A 23577-nucleotide genomic window follows, 5' to 3' on the forward strand; every position below is an offset into this window, starting at 1 on the left:
TAAGAAACGATGTCTTAGGAGTCACCAAGTGTTGGCGCGCCCAGAACATGGCTTGAACTGTGAAGATGAGGCTAACCGCAGCAAGCACAAGCAAGAGCAGTGCCGCCTCACGCCAACGTGTCGCGCCAGGTTGCAGCGAGAGCGTTTGAACCGATACGGCCAAAGAGAAGCCTGCTAAGAACGGAGAGGCGACGTTACCCATACTGTTCAGCGCATCGAAAACACCGTAGCGCTCGGGGACTGCGCCGCCCTCCCACCAGGGCCCCTGATTGCCAGGCGGCCTGGGATCCGCTGCAGTCGGCCTGGCGACCAACTCGCCAGCCGTTGATCGTTCCATTTTTTGACGTCGCTGTCGCCACTCCCGAAGGCTCCGTATTAGCCCCATATGATCACTATTGACATATACGGTGCTTTAGTACCAGTTGATGCAGAGCGTTAGAGGACTGCGAATGGCTTCTGCGGATTGGCTTGGCAGCGTCAAGAGGCGGGTCCGGCTGGCAGTACGGTCGGCTGGCCCACCCGGGTTCCAGCCTGGTCGGTACTGCCCCTTTTGCGGTTGCCGGTTGTCAAAGGCGCGCCACCATCCCGCCTGTCCGGTCGCCAGTGAACCCGGGGCATTGCTCAATGCTCTGCTGCGCCGTCCCGCGATCGCCGCCGAGACGGAGCGTTTGCTCCGCCCCGGCCTGCGCTCTTACAAGGGAAGAAGGCTAGCCAAGAGCCTGATCATTTGGGCTGCCGCTGGAGGGGCAGCCTTCGCGGCTTGGCAATGGTGGGACAAGCAGACCAACCCAGATTGGCTGGTTGAGCCTCCGGGCGATAGGGAGATCGAAGACCACCAAGAGGCCGAGGCGGATCTCCCGTACCGCAACGATTGAGACCGGCCCCGACTGCCGTGCCTGTTAGCCCGACAGCCCTAAGGTTGTGCGCTCGCTGGGCCTTTCTCGACGTCCCAAATTAGTCCGTCGACCTGTCGGGCGATGTCTGTGCGGACCGTGTCGACCATGTGCTGGTACCGCGCGGCCATGGCCGTGGACGACCAGCCCATGAGTCCCATCACAGCCCGCTCCGAGATTCCCAGAATGAGCAGGACTGTGGCGGCCGTATGCCGAGCGTCATGCAGGCGGCCGTCCCGCACCTTCGCGTCGGCCAGAAGCCCCTTCCAGTCGTCGTAGTCCGTGCGCGGCGACGTGCCCCGGCCGGTCTCGGTGGGGAAGAGCCAACCCTCATCCGTCCACTTGTCGCCGGCCGCCGCTCGCTCGGCATCCTGTCGCTTTTTGTGCGTCCGCAGCAGATCCACAAGCTGTGGAGGAAGTCCGACGGCGCGGCGGCCGGCGCGGGACTTCGTGTCGGCCGTCTCGGGGTTGGTTCGCTTGCGCTGCGGGCAGTACCCGGCCTTCCGGCCGCAGGTGTCACCGCACCCGTGGGCATACTGCGGACGTCGACGGCTGCGACGGACCATCAGAACTCCCCCATCCAGGTCCACATCGGTCCACTTGAGACCTAGCGCCTCGCCCTGCCGGAGACCGAGTGAGAGGGCGACGGCCCACCGTGCCGAGTTCCGGCGCTTGTCGGCGGCGCGCAGCAGCCTGCGGACCTCTTCGACGGAGTACGGCTCGACTTCGTCCTCCCGCACCCGCGGGGCCTTGGCCAGCCGGACGGGATTCTGCCCCAGGTGGCCCCGCCGCACCGCCTCATTGAGCGCGGTGCGGAAGGTGCGGTGCGCCTGGTGGGCGGTCGCGGGCTTGCTGCCCTTGGCCTGCATCGCGGCGTAGAACGTCTCGATGTGCTCCGGCTTGAGCCGGTCAAGCCGATGTGCACCGAGCCCAGGGATCAGGTGCTTCCGTACGGCCGCGCCGTACCCCACCATCGTGTTCTCGTTCACCCCGAGCGGAGCGATGTTCTCGATCCAGTGCGTCAGCCACGTCTTGACCGTCCAGGGCTTGCCCGGCTTGCGTACGGTCTTGGCATCGCGCTGTCGCTCCAGCTCGCGCACGGCCTCCGTGACCTCCGCGCGGGTCTTGCGTTCGACGTGGCGGCGGTCCGGCTTTCCGTCGTCGCGAATGCCGACTGTCACGCGGCCGTGCCACTTCCCGTCCTTGCCGAGGTAAATCGAGGATCGGCCGTTGGGCTGGCGGGTGCGCTTCTTCTCTTCCACAGGGGTCCTTTCAGGCGGCGGCAGCAGGCTTGTTGGCCGCGCGCAACCGGTTCACGTACTCCGGGATGGCGGCGGCAGGTACACGGCGGAGTCGGCCGACGGGAACGGACTCCAGCTCTCCCGTGCCGATGAGCCGGAAGCAGAGCGTCCGCCCGATGCGGAGCCGCCGGGCAGCCTCTTCGACGGTGAGGAGGGCCAGCGTGGGGTCATCCGACACATCAAGTTCGAGCGCATTCATGGGTGTGTCCTCCATGCGTCATGCGGTTTCTGTGGCGCAGGGGCCGGAATCGCTGACAGAACTGACAGAACCTGCCTTGCAGGGCGCTGACCTGCGTATTCGGTTGCTGGACCGGTCGTGACAGAACTCGCGAAAACTCCGACAGAACCCCCAGGCGGAGAGTTCTGTCACGACCGGCCGCCCGGGGGCGGGTGGGTTCTGTCGGAGTTTCCAGAGGTTTTGTCACAGCGGCCGATCGGGCCGTTAGTGCAGGTCAGCGCAGCATTCCGGGGGTTCTGTCAGTTCTGTCGGTCCGGCAGGGGTTCTGTCACGCGCTGCGGATCAGGCGCGGGTGCGCCTCATAGCGGGGCGAGGGCGGCCGGCCGCCGCGCCCGGTACGCGGGGGCGGCGGCAGCTGGCGGACCCAGCCGTGTTCCTCAAGCAGCGCCAGAGCCGGATCGAGGTCGGCGATCGCGGGGAAGTCGCCGCGCGAGAGCTGCCGGAACAGCTCCCGCTTGGTGAACCCGCTGAACCGTGTGTCCCGAAGGTGTGCGAGCACCTGGTGGGCTGCTTCCTGCGCGGGGTCGGCGCCCATGGCGTCGAACACGTGCTGGGCGTGGGCAGTGAAGTAGTCGCCCAGCTCGGTCGCGGCGGCGAGTGTCGCGGCCTCGATGGGGCGCTGCCATCCGCCATCGGGGTGGGTGGCCAGGTGCAGCAGTCCGGCGATGCGGGCCACGGCTCCGTCACGCTTGCTGGCCCATTTCACGATGGCCGCGAGTGCCCCACCCTTGCCGATGCGGGATTCTGTGACCTTCTGGTAGGCGAGCATGACCGCGTCCGCTTCCGGCGTGAGCGTGAGCAGCACGGGGTCGGTCCAGCCGTTCATGGCCATGGCCAGTCCCCCGAGACGCTGCGCGTAGGTGCTCGCCACGTTGTCCGGGATGAGTTCCGGGGTGAGGTTGCGGCGGCCGACGAGCGATTCGGGCTGGGCGTACAGGAACCGCGCGAGGAGTCCCCGGCCGTCGGCCCCCTTGATCTGCCCGATTGATTCGAGGACTTCCGGCTGCACCGCGAGGCCCATGGTCACGGCGGGGCGCTCGATGTGCTGGGCGTCGCGGCCCTGCCGGTTGACCCGGACCATGTCCCCGGCGTGGCCTTTGAGGAAGACCTCCATGTTCGGCGCGCCGCTGTAGCGCCCGGCGATGATGTCGAAGATGCCGCCCTCAGGCGACAGCACCGAGATCCGCCCCTCCTGTTCCGTGAGGAGGGTCGCCAGGTTCTCCGGCGTCACGTCGTCCGCGACAAGCTGCGGCTTGCACGGCACCTTGATCTCCTCGGCCGCCTGGGCCAGCGCGACCGCTTCCGCGGTGAGCTGATCCCGCATCCCGGCTTCCGCGTTCGCGGCCTTGGCCGCTGCCTTGTCCGCGGCTGCCTTGGCCAGGCGTGCGGTCGTCTCGGCTTCCGCGCGGGCAGGCCCGGAGAGTTCCACGAGGGTCTTCTCCACGGCCATCAGCGGCTCGGTCATGAGCGCGAACACGGCGCTCTTGCGGTTGCCCGGGTCGAGCGCGACGGCGGTGTACAGGTTGACCGGCTCGCGCCACCGTCCACGGACGCAGACCATGGCACGGCCGCCGGCCGCCGTGGCGACGACCGCGAGGGCCAAGCATCCGGCGAGGTCCGCCGGGGTCTGCGTCTCCTCCGCGACGGCAGCGACCATGTCCCCCAGCCATGCGGGCAGGGCGTGCACGGGGAAGCCGGGGAGGTCCCGGCGGGCCGTGAGCGGTACCGGCTCGTCCCAGACCGGTCCCGTGATCTCTTCGACGGCGAGAGGGTCGAACCCCTCCCACAGGTCCGTATCCGCGCTCATGCGACGTTCCTCCTTCCGGCCCTGCTGGCAGTGGTCGAGTGCGGGTCAGGACGAAGAGCCGAAAGGGCGCCCTGACGGGCGGCGACTTCCGCGCCCAGGGCGGTGGGGGCGTCGGTGACATTGGCGGCGTCTGCATGGGTGGTCACGCCGACCTCCCAGGGGCGTTCAGGCCGTTGGCGACCGCGCGCCGGGCGTAGGGCTCGGGTACGCCAACCGAGAAGGCAGCAGCGACGATCTGGTGCCCAAGCGCCTCCAGCCCGCAGGGGCCGGGGCACTGCGCGTGCTGGGCTCCCAGGAAGTGCGCGACGCCAAACGCCTGCGATCCGGCACCGGACTCGGTGCGGCTTCGCACCATGGCCAAGCCCCGCTCCAGGCCGGTGCGCACATACGCCTCTGTGTGGCGGCATCCGGTGGCGACCGCCCGGTCCCACTCCGCGCGCTCCGGGGGTGAAGAGACCACGCCTCCGCGGCCGGGGGTGGTCTCTTCCTTCTCAACGAGGGTGCGGACGCCCGACGGCAGTTCCGTAAGGGTGCCGGTGCCCAGTCCGAGCCAGCGGGCATAGGCCATTCGGGACTTGATGTCGACACCCGGCCGGACGGAGTTGGCTGACCGCATGGTCCCCCGGTAGATCCAGTGCTGGCCGCGCGTCGTCGGCACCGTCCTTGTGGCGGGCAGCGTCTCGCGGGCCCAGGCGACGGCGTGAGCGTCGTCCAGATCCACGACGGTCAGCCCGGCCCCTGCCGGGTGATAGGCGACGGCCGCGGCCCTGTGCCACATCAAAGCCCAGGCAGCGGAGGTGATGACCCTGGTGTCCGTGGTGGCGGCAGCCCAGCCGTGGCATACGCCGGGGCAGCGGCAGGTTCCGGCGGTCTTCATGTGCGGTCGGCCGCCGCACGCGCCGCCCGCACAGGCGGGGCAGTTCCCGAATGGCACCTTGCCCTCCCGCAGAGGCAGCACGGGAACGCCTGCCTCTGCCAGGGTCAGCGCGGTCCGCAGGTGCCCGTTCGGGACGAGGAGGCTGGGCCGGTGGCCGGGTGCTCGCCGGATGGGTGTCGGTTGGGTCATGCTGGGGGTTCTCCTGTTTCTTTCGGAGGGACGGAGAGCCGGGGCGGTCGCGGTCTTTGGAGAGAGGCGACCGCCCCAGGCGTAGCTAGTGGTTCTTGGCCCAGTGGGCGTACTGCTGGCGGACGTAGTGACGCGGGTCGCGCGTGACCGCGGCGGCGTCGGCGTTCACGAGACGGCGGGCCGCTTCGGTGGCGAGCTCTGCCGCGTCGCTGCGGATGCCCTCGTGTTCGTCGGCGAGGGCGATGTGGTCCAGGAGGGCCGCCTTGCGGAGCCAGAACTCGCGCCCGATGTCCTCGCCGAACGGCTTGTCGGCGACCGCTCCGGCGGTCCAGCCGATCTCGCTGATGATGCTCGGGGCGAGCGCGTACGCCTCTTCCGGCGTCGGCCAAGGCTCGCTGTCGGCGCGGTGTTCGGCCGTGATGTAGAGGCGGGTGCGCTCGGTGTTGCGGCGGTTGGGGTACTGGCGGGCGGCTCCAGTGGTGAACGTCTGGGCCAGCTTCTCGGTGATGTGGTCGGCGTCGGCGGGGTTGCAGATGATGCGGATCTCGAACATGGTCAGTGCTCCTTGGTGGTGTCGATGGCGGGGAGTTCGGGCAGTCCGGCGCGGGTGAGTTCCACCGGGTCGAAGCCGGGGAGTGCTGCGCGGGCGGTGAGGGCCTGGGCGAGGGCGGTGGCGTAGGCGGCGCTCTCGCGGGCGACCTCGATCTGTGCTCCGGCGCGCAGGGCCTCGATGCGTTCCGCGTGGGCGTGGTCCTCGCGGTGTTCGATGGTGCGCCGTTCGTACGCGACCGCCTCGCGGCGGTCGGTGCGCCAGTAGCGGGCGGCGAGCCCATAGGCGACGGCGGTGGCGAGTGCCCACAGCAGCAGGGGCAGGGAGATGCCGTCGGCGTATCCGGCGACTCCGGCGAGTGCGAGTCCGCCGGCGGCTGCGAACGCAGTTCCGGCGATGACGCTATCCCCGCGTCGTCCGGCGGAGGCGAATGCGCCGGCCGCCGCGGCTCCGGTGGCGAGCACGACCATGAGGGCGGCGTTGCCGACGGAGTGTTCGGCCCCGTTCGCGTTCCAGATCCGGCCGAGGATGAGCACGGTCGATGTGGCGATGGCCGGGGCGGCCTTGGGCAGCGTGAGGGCGAGTGAACTGCGGGCAATGAGGGGTTCGTTCATCGCGGGCTCCCTTACAGGTTGCCGAGGGCGTCGATGACGGCGGTGGCGAGCTGGTTGATGGGTCCGGCTGCGCCGGTGGAGGCGAGGAAGAACCCGAAGCCGGTGGCGACGAACGCGGAGCCGTAGCCGAGGTTGTTGGAGCGCAGGAGGAAGAACAGGACCAGTCCGAACAGGGCAACGAGCGAGAGAGTGACGGCCACGGTGGCTATCCCTTCTGGGCGGGGTGCTTGGGGGCGGGGGTGGTGGTGCCGCGGCGGTAGGTGCGGGCCCACAGGTTCCACAGGTGCCGGCCGCGGCGTATGCGGATGCCGTGGCCGTTGCAGCGGCGGCAGTGCTTGCCGCGCTTGGGCCGTCCCTTGCGGTCGTGGGTGAGCTGGAAGCCGAGTCCGTCGCACTTGTTGCAGCGGCCGAACGGTTGGGCGGCACACACGAAGGCGTAACAGAGGGAGAGAAGGATCAGTAGGGCGCTAGCGAGCGCGGGCAGGGTCACGAGGGGCCTCCAGGGCGCGTTTCCGGGGTTTTCGCAGGTGGCTCGCTAGGCGCTAGCGGCCTGATCAGGGCGGGTTTCAGTCGCTAGCGAGGTTGCTAGGTCTAGCGACGTGGCTTGCTAGACCTAGCGACCGTTCGCGGCTACTTCGCGGCCCGCTTCTTGTTGCGCTCCGTGACGGCGTCGATGATGTGCTGGCGCTCGATGCCGCGGCGGTTGGCGCCCTTGCCGGTCTCTGTCTTGCCCCACACCTGGTCCGTCTTGATGCCGTAGGGCTTGAGCGCGGCGGCGAGCTGGTCGGCCTTGGCGCGGCCCTCCAGGGCGGCCCACTCGCCGTACGCCTCCGGGTTCAGCTCCGCGAGGCGGTCGACGACGGTCTCGGACCAGACCTTGTCTTCCTTGCGGCCCAGCACGGCGGCCACGTCGTTCAGGATCGCGTCGGCGTTGCGGGCGGCGGTGACCTCTCCGGCAGCGTCGCCGGTCAAGGTCCCCTCGTCCTCGCGCAGCGCGCGGGCGCGGGTCAGGATGCTGTCGGCGTCGCGGCCGTCCGCGAGATACGTGCGCACGATGCCGGAATCATCCGACATGCCCTTGAGCAGCCCCACGCCCTTGTGGGACTTGAGCAGGCGGGATGCGTCCAGGCCTTCGCTGTAGGAGCCCGCACCGAGGACCACGTCGGAGACCTGCCAGGAGCCGACCCGCAGGGAGAAGCGGGCCTGGTGCTGGTCGCGGAGGACCGAGGGGCAGGCGGTGTCGTCCGGCTTCTGTGTGGAGTTCATGACCGAGACGCCGACGGCCGGCGCGACGCGGGCGAGGTAGACCAGCAGCTCAAGGATGGTCTTGCCGTGCACGGGGTGCTGCAGGTACTCCTGCACCTCGTCCACGACCACCAGCGTGAGCGGCATGTTCAGCTTCTTGTCCCGGCTGATCTCCGGGGTCAGCTTGCCCTCCGGGCAGATGTGCAGCGGCAGTTCCGACAGCCGGTGGTAGCGGTCCTCCACATCGGCCTTCAGCTCCATCAGCGCGGACACCATGTGCTCCACGGGATCGAAGCCGTTGCGGGGCACGATGCCGAACCCGATACGGTGCGCGACCTTGGTGAACGCGCGCCAGTCCGGCGACGCCTTCCCATCGAACACGATCAGCCGCACGTGCGGGTCCAGCGCCGCCGCGAGGGCGATCGTGCGGGCGGAGAACGTCTTGCCCTGCCGCGGAACGGCACCGACCAGCAGCGACAGCCACAGCATCGTGGCCATGACCGGGTTTCCCCGCTCGTCCACGCCCCACGGGAACGGCTTCCAGAAGTCGACCCGCGTCGCTCCGAGCAGCGGCGTACGCCCGGCCGGGACCGCGAGCGGGTCACGGTCGGCGATCCAGTAGGACACGCGCCTGCCGCTCGTCTCGTCCTTGTCGAGGAAGAGCTGCGTGGGGGCGATGTCCAGGCCCGACGCGAGGCGCGTACGGGCGGAGACTGCGTCCTCGAACGTCTTTCCGTACGGCAGGTCGACCACGACGCGCCAGCCGTCCCCGTCGCGGCCGATCGGCCGCGGGAAGGCGATGGACTGGTCCTTGCTGGTCAGCTTGGCCGCGTCGTGGGCGCGGATGACGATGTCCGAGGACAGCTTGCGCTTGCGGAACGTCACCTTCGCCCGGTCGATCAGCGGCCGGTCGGCCGGCGCCCCCGCGATGCCGAGAACGGTCGTCAGCGTCGCCACCGAAAACAGCAGCAGCCACGACGGCGCCATGACGTACAGAGTGAGAGCGGCAACCAGGCCAATGATGCCGCCCACGGTGGCGATGATGCCGCGCAGCTTCACCCGCGCGTCCCGCTGCCGCGAGAGCTTCAGGTACTCGCCCGCATCTTCCGTACGCACGGCCGCAAGGCGCAGCGCCTTGCCCTCGGCGTCGGACACCCATCGGCCGACCGCAGTCGACCAGCGCCACGCACCGCGCGGCGAGTAGGCCAGCAGCTTCGGCGTGTAGACGCAGGGCAGGCGCAGCGCGTGGTACCCGACCATCGTCGAGTAGTGCCGCACCGCCCACCGCCGGACTGCCTTGCGCTGGTCGGGCAGTTTCACCCAGTCCGGCAGCACCGTCGGGCGGGCCTTGTCCTTGGCCTCCATCCACTCGCTGACGGACGGCGGGTACTTCTCGCGCGGCGGGTCGACCGGATCGCCCTCGGCGACCTGGGCGTCGTCCTCTTCGGCGTCGTCGGGAATCTGCGCTTCCCACTCGCCGGGCTTCACCTCGCCCAGCGCAGGCGGCTCGCCCGCAGTCGCCTTGCGGGCAGGGAACGGCAGGATGGCCGCCGTCTCGCTGCTGGTCTCGGTGCCGTCCGGCTCTTCCGGCGGGTCGATGGTGGGGATCTCGGACACGGTGGATCACTCCTTTCACAAGGTCAGGCAGCAGTCGTCTGGTCTTGCGGGTAGGCGCAGGTCACGCACATGCCGAGCGAGGTCGGGATGCAGTAACCGGCATCGATCGAGCACTGCGGGCATGTGCGCCGTGCACTCATCGCCTTGGCGAGCGCGGCGGCGCGACCGGGCGTCATGGGCCGTACGGGCTTGGCCTGGTCGATCCGGTAGAGGTAGGCGACCAGCACCCCGGACTTGCGCCGGCGGGCGCGGCGCATCACCTGCGCGGCGATGGGCTGCCCGCCGGGCCGTAAGCCGCGGGCCCGGAGTTGGCGGCGGGTGGCGTAGCCGTCCGGGGCGAACTTCCACGGGAAGGTGGGAACGCCGAACGTCGTCCCGTCCGGGTCGAAGCACTTGCCGAACGAGGGAGACATCAGGCAGCCACCTCATCCAGCCCGTCACCGGCGGCGCGCTCAGCCTTGAGCGCGTCGCGCAGCATGCGGCCGTTCGCAGACGACGTGCGGACCGCCTTGCGAATCCCCTCGGCCGTCAGCTCGACGTCCGACCAGTCGGCCGTAGCCGACCGGGCCTCATCGAGCAGTTGCTCCGGGGTGCGGACCAGTCGGGGCGTACGCGCCGACTGAGGTACCCGACCGGTCGCCCGGCGGGGAGCCGACTCCACAGCGGCAACCGCCCGCGCCGGAGCCGACTCGGCCGGATCCGTGGCTGCTACCGGGTCGGCCGACTCAGCGGCGTCGACCAGCTTGGGGTCGGCCGACGGGAGAGCGGGAAGCGTTGCCGCTTCCGCTACCGGCTCGGGGGCCGACTTTCGCAGGTCAGACCCCAACCGATTTACAGTAGAGTCTTGCGCTTCGTCCTGGTATGCGGGGGCGGTGAACATGGCCGCGAGGGCGGCGTCCGCGCCGCCGGTCACGCGCTCGCGCTGGATGTCCAGCAGTCGCACACCGAGGGACGCATCCCCCAAGCCGACCTTGCGGGCCAGCCTCCAGGACTTGCGTTCCGACGCCTTCTTGACCCGCCGGTCGGGGTGGTTCGCCGCGCGGGCCCGGTGGTAGGCGAGCGCGCGCACGACGGCGGCCGCCTTCACCTCTGCCTCGATGTCGCGCCCGTCCTGGTGGACCACGATGCGGCGAGCCAGGAACGCCATGCCTTCCGCCGACACGCACATGCCCATCGGAGTCACGGCGTAGATCACGGTGCGGCCCGGATCGTCGGCGGCCATGGCCGCCATCACCGACGCCGCGGCGGGCAGCGCCCACAAGCCCAACCGGACGATCACCGGCGAGGACTGCCCCAGCATCGTCAGCCCGAGCAGCACCAGCGCCAGAACCGCGGTCGCGCCCTCACCGGCCGCTACCGCACCCAGCGCCGTACCCGAGCCGTAGGCGCGGCTGATGTTGCTGAACGTCCCCACGCCACCGGCCACACCAGTGGCGAGCATGGGCACGAACGCGGCGACTAGAACAACCTTCTGTGCCTTCGTCAGCATCCTGCGCTCGTTCATCACGCCGCTTCCCCCGTTCCGGAGAAACGGCCGGCCGCGCGAGCCGAGCGCAGGAACGGCACCGTGCGGGTCAGCGCGTCGGCGTACAGGGCATCCCACGCGGCAACCTCGTCACCCCCCTCGCCCTGCGCCGCGAGGTCGGCGATGACCTCGCGAGCCACGTCCAGGCGAGCCGCCCGCTCCTGCGGGGTCTCGGGCCCCAGCGGACCGCGGAACAGGTCCACGTCGATACCGGCGGGCAGCTCGTCAAAGCCGAGCGCAAGCTCTTCGAACTCAGCCGCGTTCGCAGCCTCGTGACTACCTATGTACGTACGCATGCGGATCTCCCAAGTCGGAGGGACGGAGATGCCGGGCAACGGTCGCGGCCTTGGAGAGAGGCGACCGACCCAGCGTTAGAGCCCTGTGCATCCGGCTCCCCTCAGCCCCGCCCGTACGGCTCAAGCACCGGACGGGCGAGGGGGCCACCGGCCGCAGCGCCGAAGCGCTGCGGTGGGGTTGTGGTTGCGCTGTTCATCACGCGGGCCAGGTGGTCCACGCGGCCGCCTACTTGGCCGAGGAGAGGCGGCGTGATCCCCATTCAGTTGTCAAGGAACAGACGCTTCCTTCGGGCCCGTTTCACGGGGCCTTCCGGGCGCAAGTGGTGCAGGGTTCGCGCGGCTCCGTCGTCGCAGACGGGCATAGAGCGAGAGCACGGGACACTCCATAAGAGATCCTGTCCTCAACTCCTCTTAAGGAGTTGCTCCGACTATGGCGGACGCGCCAGGAGTCGTCAACTCCTCTTGAGGACTTATCCTGAGACGGTCAACAAGCAGGGATGGTGAGCCCCCGATGGCTAAGCAGTACGAGCGGATTGCCGAGCAACTGCGCGAGCGCATCCGCGCTGGTGAGCTAAAGCCTGGTCAGCGGCTGCCCGCTGAGACGGCGCTCGCGAAGGAGTACAAGACGAGCCTGCCGACGATGCGCGACGCGCTCGCGCTACTGCTCTCAGAAGGGCTGATCGACAAGAAGCATGGGGTGGGCAACTTCGTGCGGAAGCCTCGGAAGCTGGTGCAACGCGACAACGCCCGCCACCAGTGGGAGAAGGATCGCGCCCGCGTGTCCCGGGAAGAGCGTCAGGCTACGGGGGCGACTGAGCACGACACCGGGCTTACCGTGTCGGATCTCATCTTCAGTGCGACCTACAGCGACGTGCCGGCCAACGAGGACCTAGCGGCTCAGTTCGGGGTGCCGGTTGGGACACTCCTGCTTGAGAGGGTCTACCGCACCAACCACCGCGAGGAAGATTCGCCCTTCAACATCGCTCGCTCGTACCTGGTGCGAGACATGGTGGCTGCCAACCCGGACCTCCTTGACCAGTCGAAAGAACCCTGGCCGGGCGGAACACAGAATCAGCTCCACACGGTCGGCATCGAACTGGACCGCATCGTCGAGCGCATCACCGCGCGTCCGCCCACAGTGGAGGAGAGCGAGGAACTGGGACTGCAAGGTGGTGTGGCCGTGGTCGTCCTCCGGAAGACTTCGATCGACACGCAAGGCCGAGTAGTGGAGGTATCAGACGTGACACTCCCCGGCGATCGGACGGAACTGATCTTCAGGACTCACCTGGCCAGGTGGTGAGGATGACCCGTCGCATCTCTGTCATCACTGCTGTACACGCACCGGCAGCTCATCACCTTCCGGACGCCTACAAGTCGCTCTGCGAGCAGCAATTGCCCGACGGGTGGGACTGGCAGTGGGTCATCCAAGAGGATGGGGAAACCGACGCCGTCGCGCCGTATGTACCGGATGACACCCGCATCAGCTTTGGCCAGGGCCGCCCCGGCCGTGCCGGCGTAGCCCGGACTCTGGCGCTCTCCCGCGCAACGGGCGAGTTCATCAAGGTCCTCGACGCCGACGACATGCTGACTCCCGGCGCCCTCGCCCGAGATCTGGCCGCCCTCACTGAGACTCCATCTCTCGGCTGGGCTACCTCGCGGGTGCTTGACCTGCTGCCCGACGGCTCGACCGTGGGGTTTGACCAGGATCCTCCCCAGGGCCCCATCGAGCGCGGAGCCGTCCTCAGCCATTGGCAGGCTCACGACTTCCGCGCGCAGGTGCACCCGGCCACGCTGTTCGCTCGCCGTGACCTGGTCTTGGCCCTCGGGGGGTGGATGGCGCTCCCGGCTTCAGAAGACACTGGGCTGCTACTCGCGCTGAGCGCGGTATCCCGCGGCTGGTTCACCTCGGAGACGGGGCTCCTCTACAGGAAGTGGCCTGGCCAGGTGACCAACCATGCCTCGCACACCCACGAGGGTGAGCGAGCGGCCCGCATGGCTGTCGTTGAAGCGCGCGCCACTGTCCTCGCGGGCCTCACCGGTTGGCGATTCGGCGAGGACTGATCAGGGCTCCAGTTCATCGCGGGTGCGCGGGAGTACCAGGTCCCGCGCCCCGTGCTCCTCCCCGTGGAAGTTGCCGCTCACGCCCAGATCATCCCGAGCCGCCTCATGGAAGCGGTTGATGGCCTGAAAGGCGGTCTTATGAAGCTGACGCCATTCCTCCAACGACCCATCGGTAGTGCCCCTCGCACGCCAGTCGATGGCGTGGGCAGCGGCGTTCAACTTGTGAGCCGCCTCGACAACCCCGTCCTCGGCGAGCAGCATCACCCGCTCGAAGGCGCGCCCGCGACTACCTTCGGCATCGGCAAGAGCAAGCGCCAGCTCTCGCTCGCTCCGCTCGATGTCACGCATACCCTTCCGCACCTCGTAGAGGAGGACGGAAGCGTAAATGCAGGTGCGCACCCGATCGACGTAGTCGGCGTAGGCATCGAGCTTTCGCTCATCCCACCGCGTAAGCATCGTGTACCGGGTCCGCTGACGCTCCATCCGATGGTTCGTGAAGTGCGTGGTTAAACCGCCCAGCAGCACAGCCGCGATGGTCACGAGCTGACCCGCGATGTCCATTGATCCCCCAGCTTCAACAGCGTGACCAGCGGATCATAGGGCGATCAAGGAAGCCATGGACACATCACCTAAGAAGTCATCTCATTTGGAACGTACCGAGCTGCGCGGGCCTTCGTGGTGCGGTCGTGGCCCTGCCTCGGGTTGAGGTCAGGGCCACGAGTCGTGAAGGAGGTGACATGCCCTGGTGGGGCATGTTGTAGGGGTGATCAGTTGCGGGGTTGCGGGAGGCGGGGATCTGCCGGGGCTTGGCCGCGCAGGGTCACGTTCATGTCCTGGCGGCCGGCGTGAGTGCCTGGCCGGGGATGACGCTCATGCCTTCCGAATTCTCCGGTTCTGACGGCCATCCGGACCTGCTGTGATCCGTGCAGACGGTGGCGGTGGCGGGTTCGTGGGTGTCGTCGCCGGCGAAGGTGGCGGTGTAGCAGGTGTCGTTGTCCTGCTTGCGCGGGACCTTGCAGGTGGCCTTGCCCCTGCTGTCGGTGGTGTCGGTGCACAGCAGGACGGAGTCGGTGGTGAAGTCGATGGGCTTACCTGCCAGGGGCCGGCCCTCGGCGGTCAGCTTGGCCTGCAGAGTGAGGCCATGCCTGCCCCCGGCGCCCAGGGCCTCCACGGCGTCCTTCCCCTTCTTCTTCTTCTCGGCCCTCAGGGTCAGCCTGGTCGGAGTCCGCTCAGCGGCGACGGTCCCGATCGCCACCCCCTCGGGGCCGTCGCCCACGGGGACGGTGGCGATGACCGTGTTCGTGGCCGTGTCGATCACCGACACGTTGTCCAAGCCGGCGTCGGTGACGTAGACGCGGGAGCCGTCTGGAGTGACCGCCACGCCGAGGGGGTTGGCTCCGACGGGGACGGTGGCCACGACGGTGTTGGTGGCGGTATCGATCACCGACACACTGCTCGAGGAGAAGTTGGCGACGTAGACGCGGGTGCCGTCCGGGGTCACCGCCACACCCTGGGGGAAGTCGCCGACGGGGACGGTGGCCACGACGGTGTTGGTGGCCGTGTCGATGACCGACACGCTGTCCGAGCCGACGCTGGCGACGTAGACGCGGGTGCCGTCCGGGGTGATCGCCACGCCCAGGGGTGCGTTGCCCACGGGGATGGTGGTGATGACGGTGTTGGTGGCGGTATCGATCACGGGCACGCCGTCATCGCCGGGCTGGGTGACGTAGACGCGCGTGCCGTCCGGGGTGATCGCCACGCCCACGGGGGCCGCGCCAATGGGGACGGTGGCTACGACGGTGTTGGTGGCTGTGTCGATGACCGACACGCCGCCCGAGCCGCTGGTGACGTAGGCGCGGGTGCCGTCCGGGGTCACCGCCACGCCAATGGGGTTGGCTCCGACGGTGACGGTAGCGACGACGGTGTTGGTGGCGGTATCGATGACCGACACTGTGGTTGTGTTGTTGTTGGCGACGTAGACGCGGGTGCCGTCCGGGGTGATCGCCACGCCCCGGGGCTGGTCGCCGACGGGGACGGTGGCCACGACGGTGTTTGTGGCCGTGTCGATCACCGACACGTCGTCCGAGAAAAAGTTGGCGACGTAGGCGAAGGTTCCCGTCTGCGCGGCGGCGGGCGTCGCCACGGCGAGCGGGACGGTCAGGCCAGCCAGCACCGCTAGTCCCGCCAACCAGGCCCGCACCACGACCCACCACGAGCCCCCGCTCCCGCGACTTCGCCCCGTACTCCCCCGCCCCGGCGCCCCCGATACTGCGATACCGGACATCAAGACCTCCTGCAGTGCACGACACCGAAGTGCGTTCCAGTGCCCGAACGAACTCGGCGATCGATGCCCCGCCGTGGACGTCGGGCGTCGCCGCGGCACTGAAGATCGCCGCGGCCGACGCTAAGCGCCGTGCTCAGCACACAGCCCCACACCACCCCCAATGCGGGCCGTATGGACGACTCCGATCCCCCTTCGGAACCCGCCGCACTCCGCCGCTCCTCACCGAATCCCCCGCTTCACCCGGCCCAGCCCTGTCACATCGGCCGGACCGGCCCCCGACCGCTCCAGCGCGCCGCCCGCTTGAGCGGGCCGCCTTGATGCAAGGGAGAAGCTTCCACCGCGGTCGGCAGCGGGTGGGGCGTCACCGCTGGACCATCGAGCGCACCATGGCGTGGGTCGCCGGCTGTCGCCGCCTCCACCTCCGCTACGAGCACAAAGCCGAACACTTCCTCGCCTGCACACTCATCTGCTACGGCAGACTCGCCAAATGAGATGACTTCTAAGGCACTACTGACGACCCGTCAGCTTCACCGCTACGCTCGTGTCACCTACCGGCCATCCGAGGAGTGAGCCATGGGGCCAGACATGTGCATGTCGACACCGCCAGACGGACGCCCACGATTCGTCGCGGTGTCCCTGTCGGCCGAGGGAGCCCGGCGAGCGGTCGCCGAATCGCCTTCCCGAGAACCGGTTGATCACGCGGTTACTGAGATGACGCTCACGGTCCAGGCACGTGGGGGCGCTCCGACGTTCGAGATCTGGGGCCCGACGACCGACGGCAGTGGGTGGCAGCACCTCGACACCATCTCACCGGGGCCTGGCGTCACCACTACTGTCGCGGATGCCGCCGAGGAGCCAGTCCGCAGCGCCCGGGAGGAACGCCTCAGAGACCGCCGGCACCAGGTATTGACCTCCGCTCTCGTCAGCGCGGGGGTTCCGATTGGGCAGCCGGAGGACGACACTGCCGCCAGGCGCTTGATCGACGCCGTAGACGAGGGCACGATCCGTCGCCTGGCCCACTGGTTCTCGCAGGCCACGGCGCAGAGCTGACCCAGCCGCTCCGTCTCACTTTCCGTCTCGTTCATAGCCGTACGCCGACGTTCGCCACGGTTCACGCGAGTCCCAAAGGATGGCCGCATAGCCCGTCCCGTACGGCAGTGAACGACGATGAACGGTGACCTCACCAGCACGAACAGACCTCGAAAGCGAGTGTGGCGCAAGTCACCGAGGGTTCAAATCCCTCCGCTACCGCTCTTGTCGAAGGGCTCCGGTGCGACAGCGCCGGGGCCCTTCGTGCATGGTCCGTGGCCCGGGTGGCCGGAAATACAGCCTCGGTTAGACTCACGCGACGCACGGGCAGCGACGGGGCCGGCAGGGGAGACAGGGGCCGAGGGTGGAAGCGAAGAAGGTCGCTCTTTACATAGTCGTGGTCTTTGTCCTGTATACGATCATCACCTCTCCGGAAAAGGCCGCCGACCTGGTCGGGATAGGGTTCGAGGGCATATCGGACGCCGCGCAGGGTGTCGGACAGTTCATGACCGAGCTCGTCAACTAGACCGGCGCGCATCCCCGCTCAGGTTCCCAGTCCCCCAGGAGTGCCCCCTTGATCCGCCATCTGGTCCTCTTCAAGCTCAACGGCGGCGTCGACCGCGACGAGCCGCGCGTGCTGGCCGGCGTGAAGGCCTTCCAGGAGCTGGACGGGCTAATCCCGGAGCTGGAGTTCTGGGAGTGCGCCTGGAACATCACCGACCGGCCCATCGCGTACGACTTCGCCATCAACTCCGCCGTGGCCGACAGCGACGCACTCAAGCGCTACATCGAGCACCCGGCCCACCAGGCGGCCGCCGCGCAGTGGCGTGAGTTCGCCACCTGGGTGATCGCGGACTACGAGTTCTGAGCGCCCCCGCACCCCCGGACCCCTCGCCGTGACGGCGAGGGGTTCTTGTGTTTTGCGGCTGATCGGACGCCAACCCCACCGTCAACACGGCGTTATCAGGTGCTTGCACACAGTGGACATGTCTTGTGATGCTATGACCGCTTTTGACGGATGAGTTGACCGAAATCGACCGCAAAGGGGTGGCGTGACCGTGCCGGCCAGTACTGCGCCTCAGGTGCCACCTCAGAACGAGCGGCCGGACGAGACCCCCGCTGTGACCGCCAGGCCGCCCGGCAGGGGCGCCGACACCAGGGCTCTCACCCAGGTCCTCTTCGGCCGCCTCAAGGCCCTGGAGCCGGGCAGCACGGAGCACGCCCGGGTGCGCTCGGCGCTCATCGAGGCCAACCTGCCGCTGGTCCGGTACGCCGCCGCCCGTTTCCGCTCCCGCAACGAGCCGATGGAGGACGTCGTCCAGGTCGGCACGATCGGGCTGATCAACGCGATCGACCGGTTCGACCCGGACCGGGGCGTGCAGTTCCCGACGTTCGCGATGCCGACGGTCGTCGGCGAGATCAAGCGCTACTTCCGCGACAACGTCCGCACCGTGCACGTGCCGCGCCGGCTGCACGAGCTGTGGGTCCAGGTCAACGGTGCCACGGAGGACCTCACGACGGCCCACGGCCGCTCCCCCACGACGGCGGAGATCGCCGAGCGACTGAAGATCGGCGAGGACGAGGTGCTCGCATGCATCGAGGCCGGCCGCTCGTACCACGCCACGTCGCTCGAGGCGGCGCAGGAGGGCGACGGGATGCCCGGCCTGCTCGACCGGCTCGGCTACGAGGACCCGGCGCTGGCGGGCGTCGAGCACCGCGATCTCGTACGGCACCTGCTCGTCCAGCTGCCGGAGCGCGAGCAGCGGATCCTGATGCTCCGTTACTACAGCAACCTGACGCAGTCCCAGATCAGCCAGGAACTGGGCGTATCGCAGATGCATGTGTCAAGGCTGCTGGCCCGAAGTTTCGCGCGACTTCGATCCGCAAACAGGATCGAAGCGTAACCAGAACGGGTAGACCGCCCTCGACTTCCTGAGTGTCACTCAAAAGCCTTACCCCTCTGGCTTCCTGGCCACTTTCACCCGATACTTATCGACATGTCACTACAGCGTGTTGCCGACATGTGACATTCTGCGGGAACCGCGTTTGCCGCAGGCCCGCCGCCGGTATTCAGGTGGAGGCTGCGTTCCTCAGTCGGTCGTGGCCACCGCGACCGTCCGCGACCTCAAGGGGGTGGCATGTCCGCAGAACAGGGCAGCTCGAAGGTGCTCACGCGTGCGCCCGGCGCACCCGCACCCGTCGTGTCCGACAGCTCGGAAGCCATCGACACCCGCACTCTGTCCCGCTCCCTGTTCCTGCGGCTGCGCGCGCTGGACAGCGAGGGGGCGGCCGACGACAGCCCGGAGCGCACCTATGTGCGCGACACGCTCATCGAGCTCAACCTCCCCCTCGTGCGGTACGCGGCGGCCAGGTTCCGCAGCCGCAACGAGCCGATGGAGGACATCGTCCAGGTCGGCACGATCGGGCTGATCAAGGCGATCGACCGCTTCGACTGCGAACGGGGCGTGGAATTCCCGACGTTCGCGATGCCGACGGTCGTCGGTGAGATCAAGCGCTTCTTCCGTGACACGTCGTGGTCGGTGCGGGTGCCGCGCCGGCTCCAGGAGCTGCGGCTCGCGCTCACCAAGGCCAGCGACGAGCTGTCCCAGAAGCTCGACCGCTCCCCGACCGTTCCCGAACTGGCCGCGGTGCTCGGGGTGTCGGAGGAGGACGTGGTCGACGGCCTCGCCGTGGGCAACGCCTACACCGCCTCGTCGCTCGACTCTCCCTCGCCCGAGGACGACGGCGGCGAGGGCTCCCTCGCCGACCGCCTCGGCTACGAGGACAGCGCGCTGGAGGGCGTCGAGTACCGCGAGTCCCTCAAGCCGCTGCTGGCCAAACTGCCGCCCAGAGAGCGGCAGATCATCATGCTGCGCTTCTTCGCCAATATGACGCAGTCGCAGATCGGCGAGGAGGTCGGGATCTCGCAGATGCATGTGTCCCGCCTGCTGACGCGAACGCTGGCGCAACTGCGCGAGGGGCTCATCGCGGACTGAGCGGCTCGAAAGCCGTCCTGGCTCTTCTGCATTGACGCCCCGTCAGCGACACTGCCGCCATGCGGCGACGTCGACGGACCGGGATCGTCGCGGTGGCGCTCTGCCTCGGCGGGGCGCTCACCGCGTGCTCAGGCAGCAACGGCGGCGGGCGGGTACCGCTCGGCGCGGCGGGCTCCGGCCCGTCGCCGACCGCCGCGGTCCCGCCCGAGGGCGGGGTCGTGCTGATCCCCCTGGACGATCCGGACTCCTCCGCTGCGCCGCGGACTCCCGGCGGCGCACCGTCCGCCCCGCCGCTCCACGACGGGCCTCCACGGAGCGAGACGCCACCCGCCGCCGAGGCGCCCGCCCCGGGCCCGGGCGACTCGCCGGACGCTCCGAGCGGTCCCGGCGGTGACACCGACGCGCCGCCCGCCGGACCGGCCCCCGCGCCTCCGTCCACGCCTCCGTCCACGCCTCCGTCCGACAGCCCCGCACCCCCGGCGGGCCCCGCCCTGCTCCAGCTCACGGAACCGGTCCGCGAGGCGCTGGACCAGCGCTGGTGCGAGCGGGCCACCGTGGAGTTCCGCAACACCGGTGGAAGGGCGGCGATTTCGGGCACGGTCACGTTCGCCACGCACATCATCGGCGCGCTCGGGATCGACTGGGCGACGATCGAGTCCAGCCAACCCCTGCCCGTGCCGATCGCGCCCGGGGCCGTTCGGAAGAAGGCGTACACGGTGTGCGTCGATGCGTGGCGGGTGCCGCTCGGAATGCACATCGAGACGCAGGACGTCACGGCCGAGTGGAAATGACGGCCGGCGCGGGGGCGCGCCTGGGCGTCTCGGGGGTGATGACGGGGTGCGGGGCCCATTCGCCTCGGAGAGCCGGCTCTCTTTGAGGGCAGTTCGTACGGCTCCTCGGTCCTGCCGTCGCCCGCCCGGACGCCCTATGCCGGCGGCGTCGTGGCGCGCTCGGCGGCGGGCCGGCGCCGGTCAGCGGGGCGGGGCAGCGATACGCCTCACCCCGCCCTACCGCAGGCGGCGCCGCGCGGAGCACTCAGCCGAGGGCGAGCCAGGCCACCGCGCCGATGACGACGATCGCCGCGATCACGCCGACGACCAGACCGACCCGCGAGGAGGACGACCGGGCCGGGGCCGCCCCCGCGCGGCCCTGGGGTGCTCCCTCGTCGACGAACGCGCGGAACATCTGCGTGTTGCCCGCGGGGTCATGGGTGCCCTCGGGGCCCTGGCCGTGGGGAGCATGGGGGTTGTGTGCCATGAGGCAGGACCCTAGCGAACGCGGGGGTCGGGCCCAACCCCGGGCAGCCGCCGGACGTGCTTCCTTCGCGACATGTCCGCACCGTGACTCCGCCCATGCGAAGCCTTTTGGGTTCCTTTAACCACTGAGGCCCTTTTTCGTTTGCCTGTAGCAACCAATCTCTTCTATCGTTGCCCTAAGCAACAAGATGCCCCGGGAGGGTCCATGGCCGAACGGAGTCGGTACGAGGAGCTGGCCCGGCAGATCAGCGCCATGGGCGCCGTGAAGCGAAGCCTCGCGCGGGTGCTTCCTGTCGAGTGCCCCTCCGGATCCGCCGCCGTGCTCTCCCTCGTCGGCCGGTACGGCGAGATGCGCATGAGCCGCCTCGCCGAGCTGCTCGCCGTCGACATGTCGGTGACCAGCCGGCACGTGGCCCATGTCGTCGAACGCGGCTGGCTCGAGCGCTCACCCGACCCGGACGACCGGCGCTCCCGCATCCTGCGGCTCACCCCGGCGGGGGCGGACCTGCTCGTCGACCTCGGCCGCCGGACGACGGACATGTTCGCCCACTACCTGAAGGACTGGTCCGACGACGACGTCGGACAGCTGAACGCGATGCTGGCCCGCCTCCGGGATTCCGTCGGGGACTGCCGGGCCCATGCCCCCCGTACACCCGCGCAGATGACGTAAGGGAAGTTCATGGCTACGACCACACCGACCGGTGTGCGGGACGGCAACGCCGAGCACAGGGGCCGGCATGCCCCCGCCGGCGGCGCGCCGATGACACACCGGCAGATCATGGAGGCGCTGTCCGGGCTGCTGCTCGGCATGTTCGTCGCGATCCTGTCGTCGACGATCGTCACCAACGCGCTGCCGGAGATCATCAGCGATCTCGGCGGCGGTCAGAGCGCCTACACCTGGGTCGTGACCGCCTCGCTGCTGGCGATGACGGCGACCACGCCCCTGTGGGGCAAGCTCGCGGACCTGTTCCCCAAGAAGCTGCTGGTCCAGATATCGCTGATCATCTACGTGGCGGGTTCGGTGGTCGCCGGTCTGTCGCAGAACGCGGGCATGCTCATCGTCTGCCGCGTGGTCCAGGGCATCGGCGTCGGCGGTCTTTCCGCCCTCGCACAGATCGTGATGGCCGCGATGATCTCCCCGCGCGAGCGTGGCCGCTACAGCGGCTACCTCGGCGCCACGTTCGCCGTCGCAACCGTCGGCGGCCCGCTGCTCGGCGGCGTCATCACCGACACCGACTGGCTCGGCTGGCGCTGGTGCTTCTACGTCGGCGTGCCGTTCGCGGTCATCGCCCTGATCGTCCTGCAGAAGACCCTCAAGCTCCCCTTCGTGAAGCGCCAGGTCAGGGTCGACTGGTCGGGCGCGTTCCTCATCAGCGCCGCGGTCTCGCTGCTGCTGGTCTGGGTCACCTTCGCGGGCGACAAGTACGACTGGGTGTCCTGGCAGAGCTGCGCGATGGTCGGCGGTTCCGTCGTCCTCGGTGCGCTCTTCCTCCTCGTGGAGGCCAGGGCGAGCGAGCCGATCATCCCGCTGCGGCTGTTCCGCAACCGCACCATCACGCTGGCATCGCTGGCCTCGCTCTTCGTCGGTGTCGCGATGTTCGCCGGCACGGTCTTCTTCAGCCAGTACTTCCAGCTGGCGCGGGACAAGTCGCCGACGATGTCCGGTGTCATGACGATCCCGATGATCGGCGGTCTGTTCCTCTCCTCCACTGTGAGCGGCCAGATCATCACCAGGACGGGCCACTGGAAGGCATGGCTGGTCGGCGGCGGTGTGCTGGTGACGGCGGGCCTCGGTCTGCTCGGCACCATCCGCTACGACACGGACTACTGGCAGATCGCGCTGTTCATGGCGGTCATGGGCCTCGGCATCGGCATGATGATGCAGAACCTGGTGCTGTGCACGCAGAACCAGGTCGCCCCCGCGGACCTCGGTGCGGCCAGCTCGGTCGTCACCTTCTTCCGTTCGCTCGGCGGCGCGATCGGCGTCTCGGCGCTCGGCGCGGTCATGGCCAACCGGGTCACCCACTACGTCAAGGACGGGCTCGCCGAGCTCGGCCCGCAAGGCGCGGCCCTGGGCCACGGCGGCACCGGCGGCGGCTCCATCCCCGACCTGGACGCCCTGCCCGCCCCCATCCGCACGGTGATGGAGACGGCCTACGGACACGGTGTGGCGGACGTCTTCCTCTACTCCGCGCCCTTCGCCCTGCTCGCCTTCCTCGTCACCCTCTTCATCAAGGAGGTCGCTCTGAAGAGCCACTCCTCCGACGAGGTTCCGGCCCCGGCCCCCGAACCGTCGGCCGATCGCCCCGCCCCGGTCGCACCGGCTGCCACGGCGGTCGCGGCGCGCGCCGAACCTGGCGCCGGCCGCGGGGTCGACGGCCACGACATCGGACTCGCCCACCCGGGCGAGTAGTCCGAAAGCCTCCGGGCGGCTGCTCGTTCCCAGCGGAAACGAGCCACCCTCCCGGCGGAAGCGGGCCCCGGGGACAGAGGACGGCAGGCAGGGGACGGCCGGCCGCCCTCCACCCGGGGCCCGAGCACGTCGACAGCCCGGCAGGGTCATCTCCGCCATCGGGACGACGCTGCGGGCGGAGCTGGACGTCCAGCCAGTGCCGGGTGAGCAACTGCCACAGCACGACTGGAGACGGCCAGGCCCTCGCCGAGCGCTCCACCATCGCCTCGATGCCGGCCACCAGCAGAACGAGGGCGAACACGAAGTCCCGCTCCCGCATCTCCTCGACCATGTCGCCGCCGCGCGCTTCCATCGGCTCCGCCGCGTGCTCGAAGTCCCCCTGAACT

26 protein-coding genes and 2 pseudogenes are annotated in these 23577 nt (G+C 69.1%); 11 read left to right on the forward strand and 17 right to left on the reverse strand.

Annotation, left to right across the window (positions count from 1 at the left end; all coding sequences use genetic code 11):
* On the reverse strand, nt 1-202 hold a 202-nt coding region (locus tag J7E88_RS30420; protein WP_215186665.1), incomplete at its 3' end, for a hypothetical protein.
* 247 nt (nt 203-449) lie between these two features.
* On the opposite strand from J7E88_RS30420, the gene J7E88_RS30425 reads away from it, so the two are divergent.
* Nucleotides 450-875: a DUF5324 family protein gene (locus J7E88_RS30425; protein WP_251023457.1), complete on the forward strand. Its 426-nt coding sequence runs from the start codon at nt 450-452 to the stop codon at nt 873-875.
* A 38-nt stretch (nt 876-913) separates the two neighbouring features.
* On the opposite strand, the gene J7E88_RS30430 is transcribed toward J7E88_RS30425, so the two are convergent.
* The 12 genes from J7E88_RS30430 to J7E88_RS30485 form a co-directional block, all read right to left on the reverse strand.
* Nucleotides 914-2155 (reverse strand): site-specific integrase, encoded by a 1242-nt coding sequence (locus J7E88_RS30430; protein ID WP_215186667.1) that lies wholly within the window; start codon nt 2153-2155, stop codon nt 914-916.
* 10 nt (nt 2156-2165) lie between these two features.
* On the reverse strand, nt 2166-2393 hold the full coding sequence (locus tag J7E88_RS30435) for an excisionase family DNA-binding protein (RefSeq protein WP_251023458.1): 228 nt from the start codon (nt 2391-2393) through the stop codon (nt 2166-2168).
* A 307-nt stretch (nt 2394-2700) separates the two neighbouring features.
* Nucleotides 2701-4239, reverse strand: coding sequence for a YfjI family protein (locus J7E88_RS30440; RefSeq protein WP_215186669.1), 1539 nt, complete (start codon nt 4237-4239; stop codon nt 2701-2703).
* Between the two features lie 142 nt (nt 4240-4381).
* Nucleotides 4382-5305, reverse strand: coding sequence for a bifunctional DNA primase/polymerase (locus tag J7E88_RS30445; RefSeq protein WP_215186670.1), 924 nt, complete (start codon nt 5303-5305; stop codon nt 4382-4384).
* A gap of 85 nt (nt 5306-5390) precedes the next feature.
* Nucleotides 5391-5858, reverse strand: a complete 468-nt coding sequence (locus J7E88_RS30450; RefSeq protein WP_215186671.1) for a hypothetical protein — start codon at nt 5856-5858, stop codon at nt 5391-5393.
* Nucleotides 5859-5860: 2 nt separating this feature from the next.
* Nucleotides 5861-6469 (reverse strand): hypothetical protein, encoded by a 609-nt coding sequence (locus J7E88_RS30455; RefSeq protein ID WP_215186672.1) that lies wholly within the window; start codon nt 6467-6469, stop codon nt 5861-5863.
* Nucleotides 6470-6480: 11 nt separating this feature from the next.
* Nucleotides 6481-6669 (reverse strand): hypothetical protein, encoded by a 189-nt coding sequence (locus J7E88_RS30460; RefSeq protein WP_215186673.1) that lies wholly within the window; start codon nt 6667-6669, stop codon nt 6481-6483.
* 5 nt (nt 6670-6674) lie between these two features.
* Entirely contained in the window at nt 6675-6959 is a 285-nt protein-coding gene (locus J7E88_RS30465) for a hypothetical protein (protein ID WP_215186674.1), read from the reverse strand.
* A 140-nt stretch (nt 6960-7099) separates the two neighbouring features.
* Entirely contained in the window at nt 7100-9331 is a 2232-nt protein-coding gene (locus tag J7E88_RS30470) for a cell division protein FtsK (RefSeq protein WP_215186675.1), read from the reverse strand.
* A gap of 23 nt (nt 9332-9354) precedes the next feature.
* Entirely contained in the window at nt 9355-9744 is a 390-nt protein-coding gene (locus J7E88_RS30475) for an RRQRL motif-containing zinc-binding protein (protein WP_215186676.1), read from the reverse strand.
* On the reverse strand, nt 9744-10835 hold the full coding sequence (locus J7E88_RS30480) for a conjugal transfer protein (protein ID WP_215186677.1): 1092 nt from the start codon (nt 10833-10835) through the stop codon (nt 9744-9746). Before J7E88_RS30480 ends, J7E88_RS30475 begins: the two co-directional genes overlap by 1 nt.
* A complete protein-coding gene (locus J7E88_RS30485) occupies nt 10835-11152 on the reverse strand; it encodes a hypothetical protein (protein ID WP_215186678.1) in 318 nt (105 codons plus the stop codon). Before J7E88_RS30485 ends, J7E88_RS30480 begins: the two co-directional genes overlap by 1 nt.
* Nucleotides 11153-11663: 511 nt before the next feature.
* On the opposite strand from J7E88_RS30485, the gene J7E88_RS30490 reads away from it, so the two are divergent.
* Nucleotides 11664-12452, forward strand: a complete 789-nt coding sequence (locus J7E88_RS30490) for a GntR family transcriptional regulator (RefSeq protein WP_215186679.1) — start codon at nt 11664-11666, stop codon at nt 12450-12452.
* Nucleotides 12453-12454: 2 nt separating this feature from the next.
* The gene (locus J7E88_RS30495) at nt 12455-13213 is read left to right on the forward strand and encodes a glycosyltransferase family 2 protein (RefSeq protein ID WP_215186680.1); all 759 of its coding nucleotides are present in this window, start codon (nt 12455-12457) and stop codon (nt 13211-13213) included.
* Here the strand turns inward: J7E88_RS30495 and J7E88_RS30500 are convergent, their stop codons facing one another.
* Both J7E88_RS30500 and J7E88_RS30505 read right to left on the reverse strand, forming a co-directional pair.
* A complete protein-coding gene (locus J7E88_RS30500; protein ID WP_215186681.1) occupies nt 13214-13774 on the reverse strand; it encodes a hypothetical protein in 561 nt (186 codons plus the stop codon).
* A 265-nt stretch (nt 13775-14039) separates the two neighbouring features.
* Nucleotides 14040-15386: a YncE family protein gene (locus tag J7E88_RS30505; RefSeq protein ID WP_308307666.1), complete on the reverse strand. Its 1347-nt coding sequence runs from the start codon at nt 15384-15386 to the stop codon at nt 14040-14042.
* Nucleotides 15387-15844: 458 nt separating this feature from the next.
* On the opposite strand from J7E88_RS30505, the pseudogene J7E88_RS36485 reads away from it, so the two are divergent.
* The 6 genes and pseudogenes from J7E88_RS36485 to J7E88_RS30530 all read left to right on the forward strand — a co-directional run.
* A pseudogene (locus J7E88_RS36485) lies at nt 15845-15988 on the forward strand (transposase); the annotation flags it as partial.
* 902 nt (nt 15989-16890) lie between these two features.
* Entirely contained in the window at nt 16891-17052 is a 162-nt protein-coding gene (locus tag J7E88_RS30510; protein ID WP_215186683.1) for a hypothetical protein, read from the forward strand.
* A 48-nt stretch (nt 17053-17100) separates the two neighbouring features.
* On the forward strand, nt 17101-17394 hold the full coding sequence (locus tag J7E88_RS30515; RefSeq protein WP_215186684.1) for a Dabb family protein: 294 nt from the start codon (nt 17101-17103) through the stop codon (nt 17392-17394).
* A 190-nt stretch (nt 17395-17584) separates the two neighbouring features.
* On the forward strand, nt 17585-18430 hold the full coding sequence (locus J7E88_RS30520) for an RNA polymerase sigma factor SigF (RefSeq protein WP_215186685.1): 846 nt from the start codon (nt 17585-17587) through the stop codon (nt 18428-18430).
* Nucleotides 18431-18664: 234 nt separating this feature from the next.
* Entirely contained in the window at nt 18665-19522 is an 858-nt protein-coding gene (locus J7E88_RS30525) for an RNA polymerase sigma factor SigF (RefSeq protein WP_215186686.1), read from the forward strand.
* Between the two features lie 59 nt (nt 19523-19581).
* Nucleotides 19582-20313 (forward strand): hypothetical protein, encoded by a 732-nt coding sequence (locus J7E88_RS30530; protein ID WP_215186687.1) that lies wholly within the window; start codon nt 19582-19584, stop codon nt 20311-20313.
* A gap of 244 nt (nt 20314-20557) precedes the next feature.
* Here the strand turns inward: J7E88_RS30530 and J7E88_RS30535 are convergent, their stop codons facing one another.
* Nucleotides 20558-20779 (reverse strand): hypothetical protein, encoded by a 222-nt coding sequence (locus tag J7E88_RS30535; RefSeq protein ID WP_215186688.1) that lies wholly within the window; start codon nt 20777-20779, stop codon nt 20558-20560.
* 204 nt (nt 20780-20983) lie between these two features.
* On the opposite strand from J7E88_RS30535, the gene J7E88_RS30540 reads away from it, so the two are divergent.
* Complete coding sequence (locus J7E88_RS30540) at nt 20984-21448, forward strand: MarR family winged helix-turn-helix transcriptional regulator (RefSeq protein WP_215186689.1); 465 nt, start codon at nt 20984-20986, stop codon at nt 21446-21448.
* Between the two features lie 9 nt (nt 21449-21457).
* Nucleotides 21458-23191 carry an MDR family MFS transporter gene (locus J7E88_RS30545; protein ID WP_215186690.1) on the forward strand — a complete coding sequence of 578 codons (1734 nt, stop codon included), beginning with the start codon at nt 21458-21460 and terminating at the stop codon, nt 23189-23191.
* Between the two features lie 247 nt (nt 23192-23438).
* Here the strand turns inward: J7E88_RS30545 and J7E88_RS36490 are convergent.
* Nucleotides 23439-23555, reverse strand: a pseudogene (locus tag J7E88_RS36490) (TetR/AcrR family transcriptional regulator); the annotation flags it as partial.
* Between the last annotated feature and the right edge of the window lie 22 nt (nt 23556-23577).

This window comes from Streptomyces sp. ISL-10, assembly GCF_018614575.1.
Classification (GTDB): domain Bacteria; phylum Actinomycetota; class Actinomycetes; order Streptomycetales; family Streptomycetaceae; genus Streptomyces.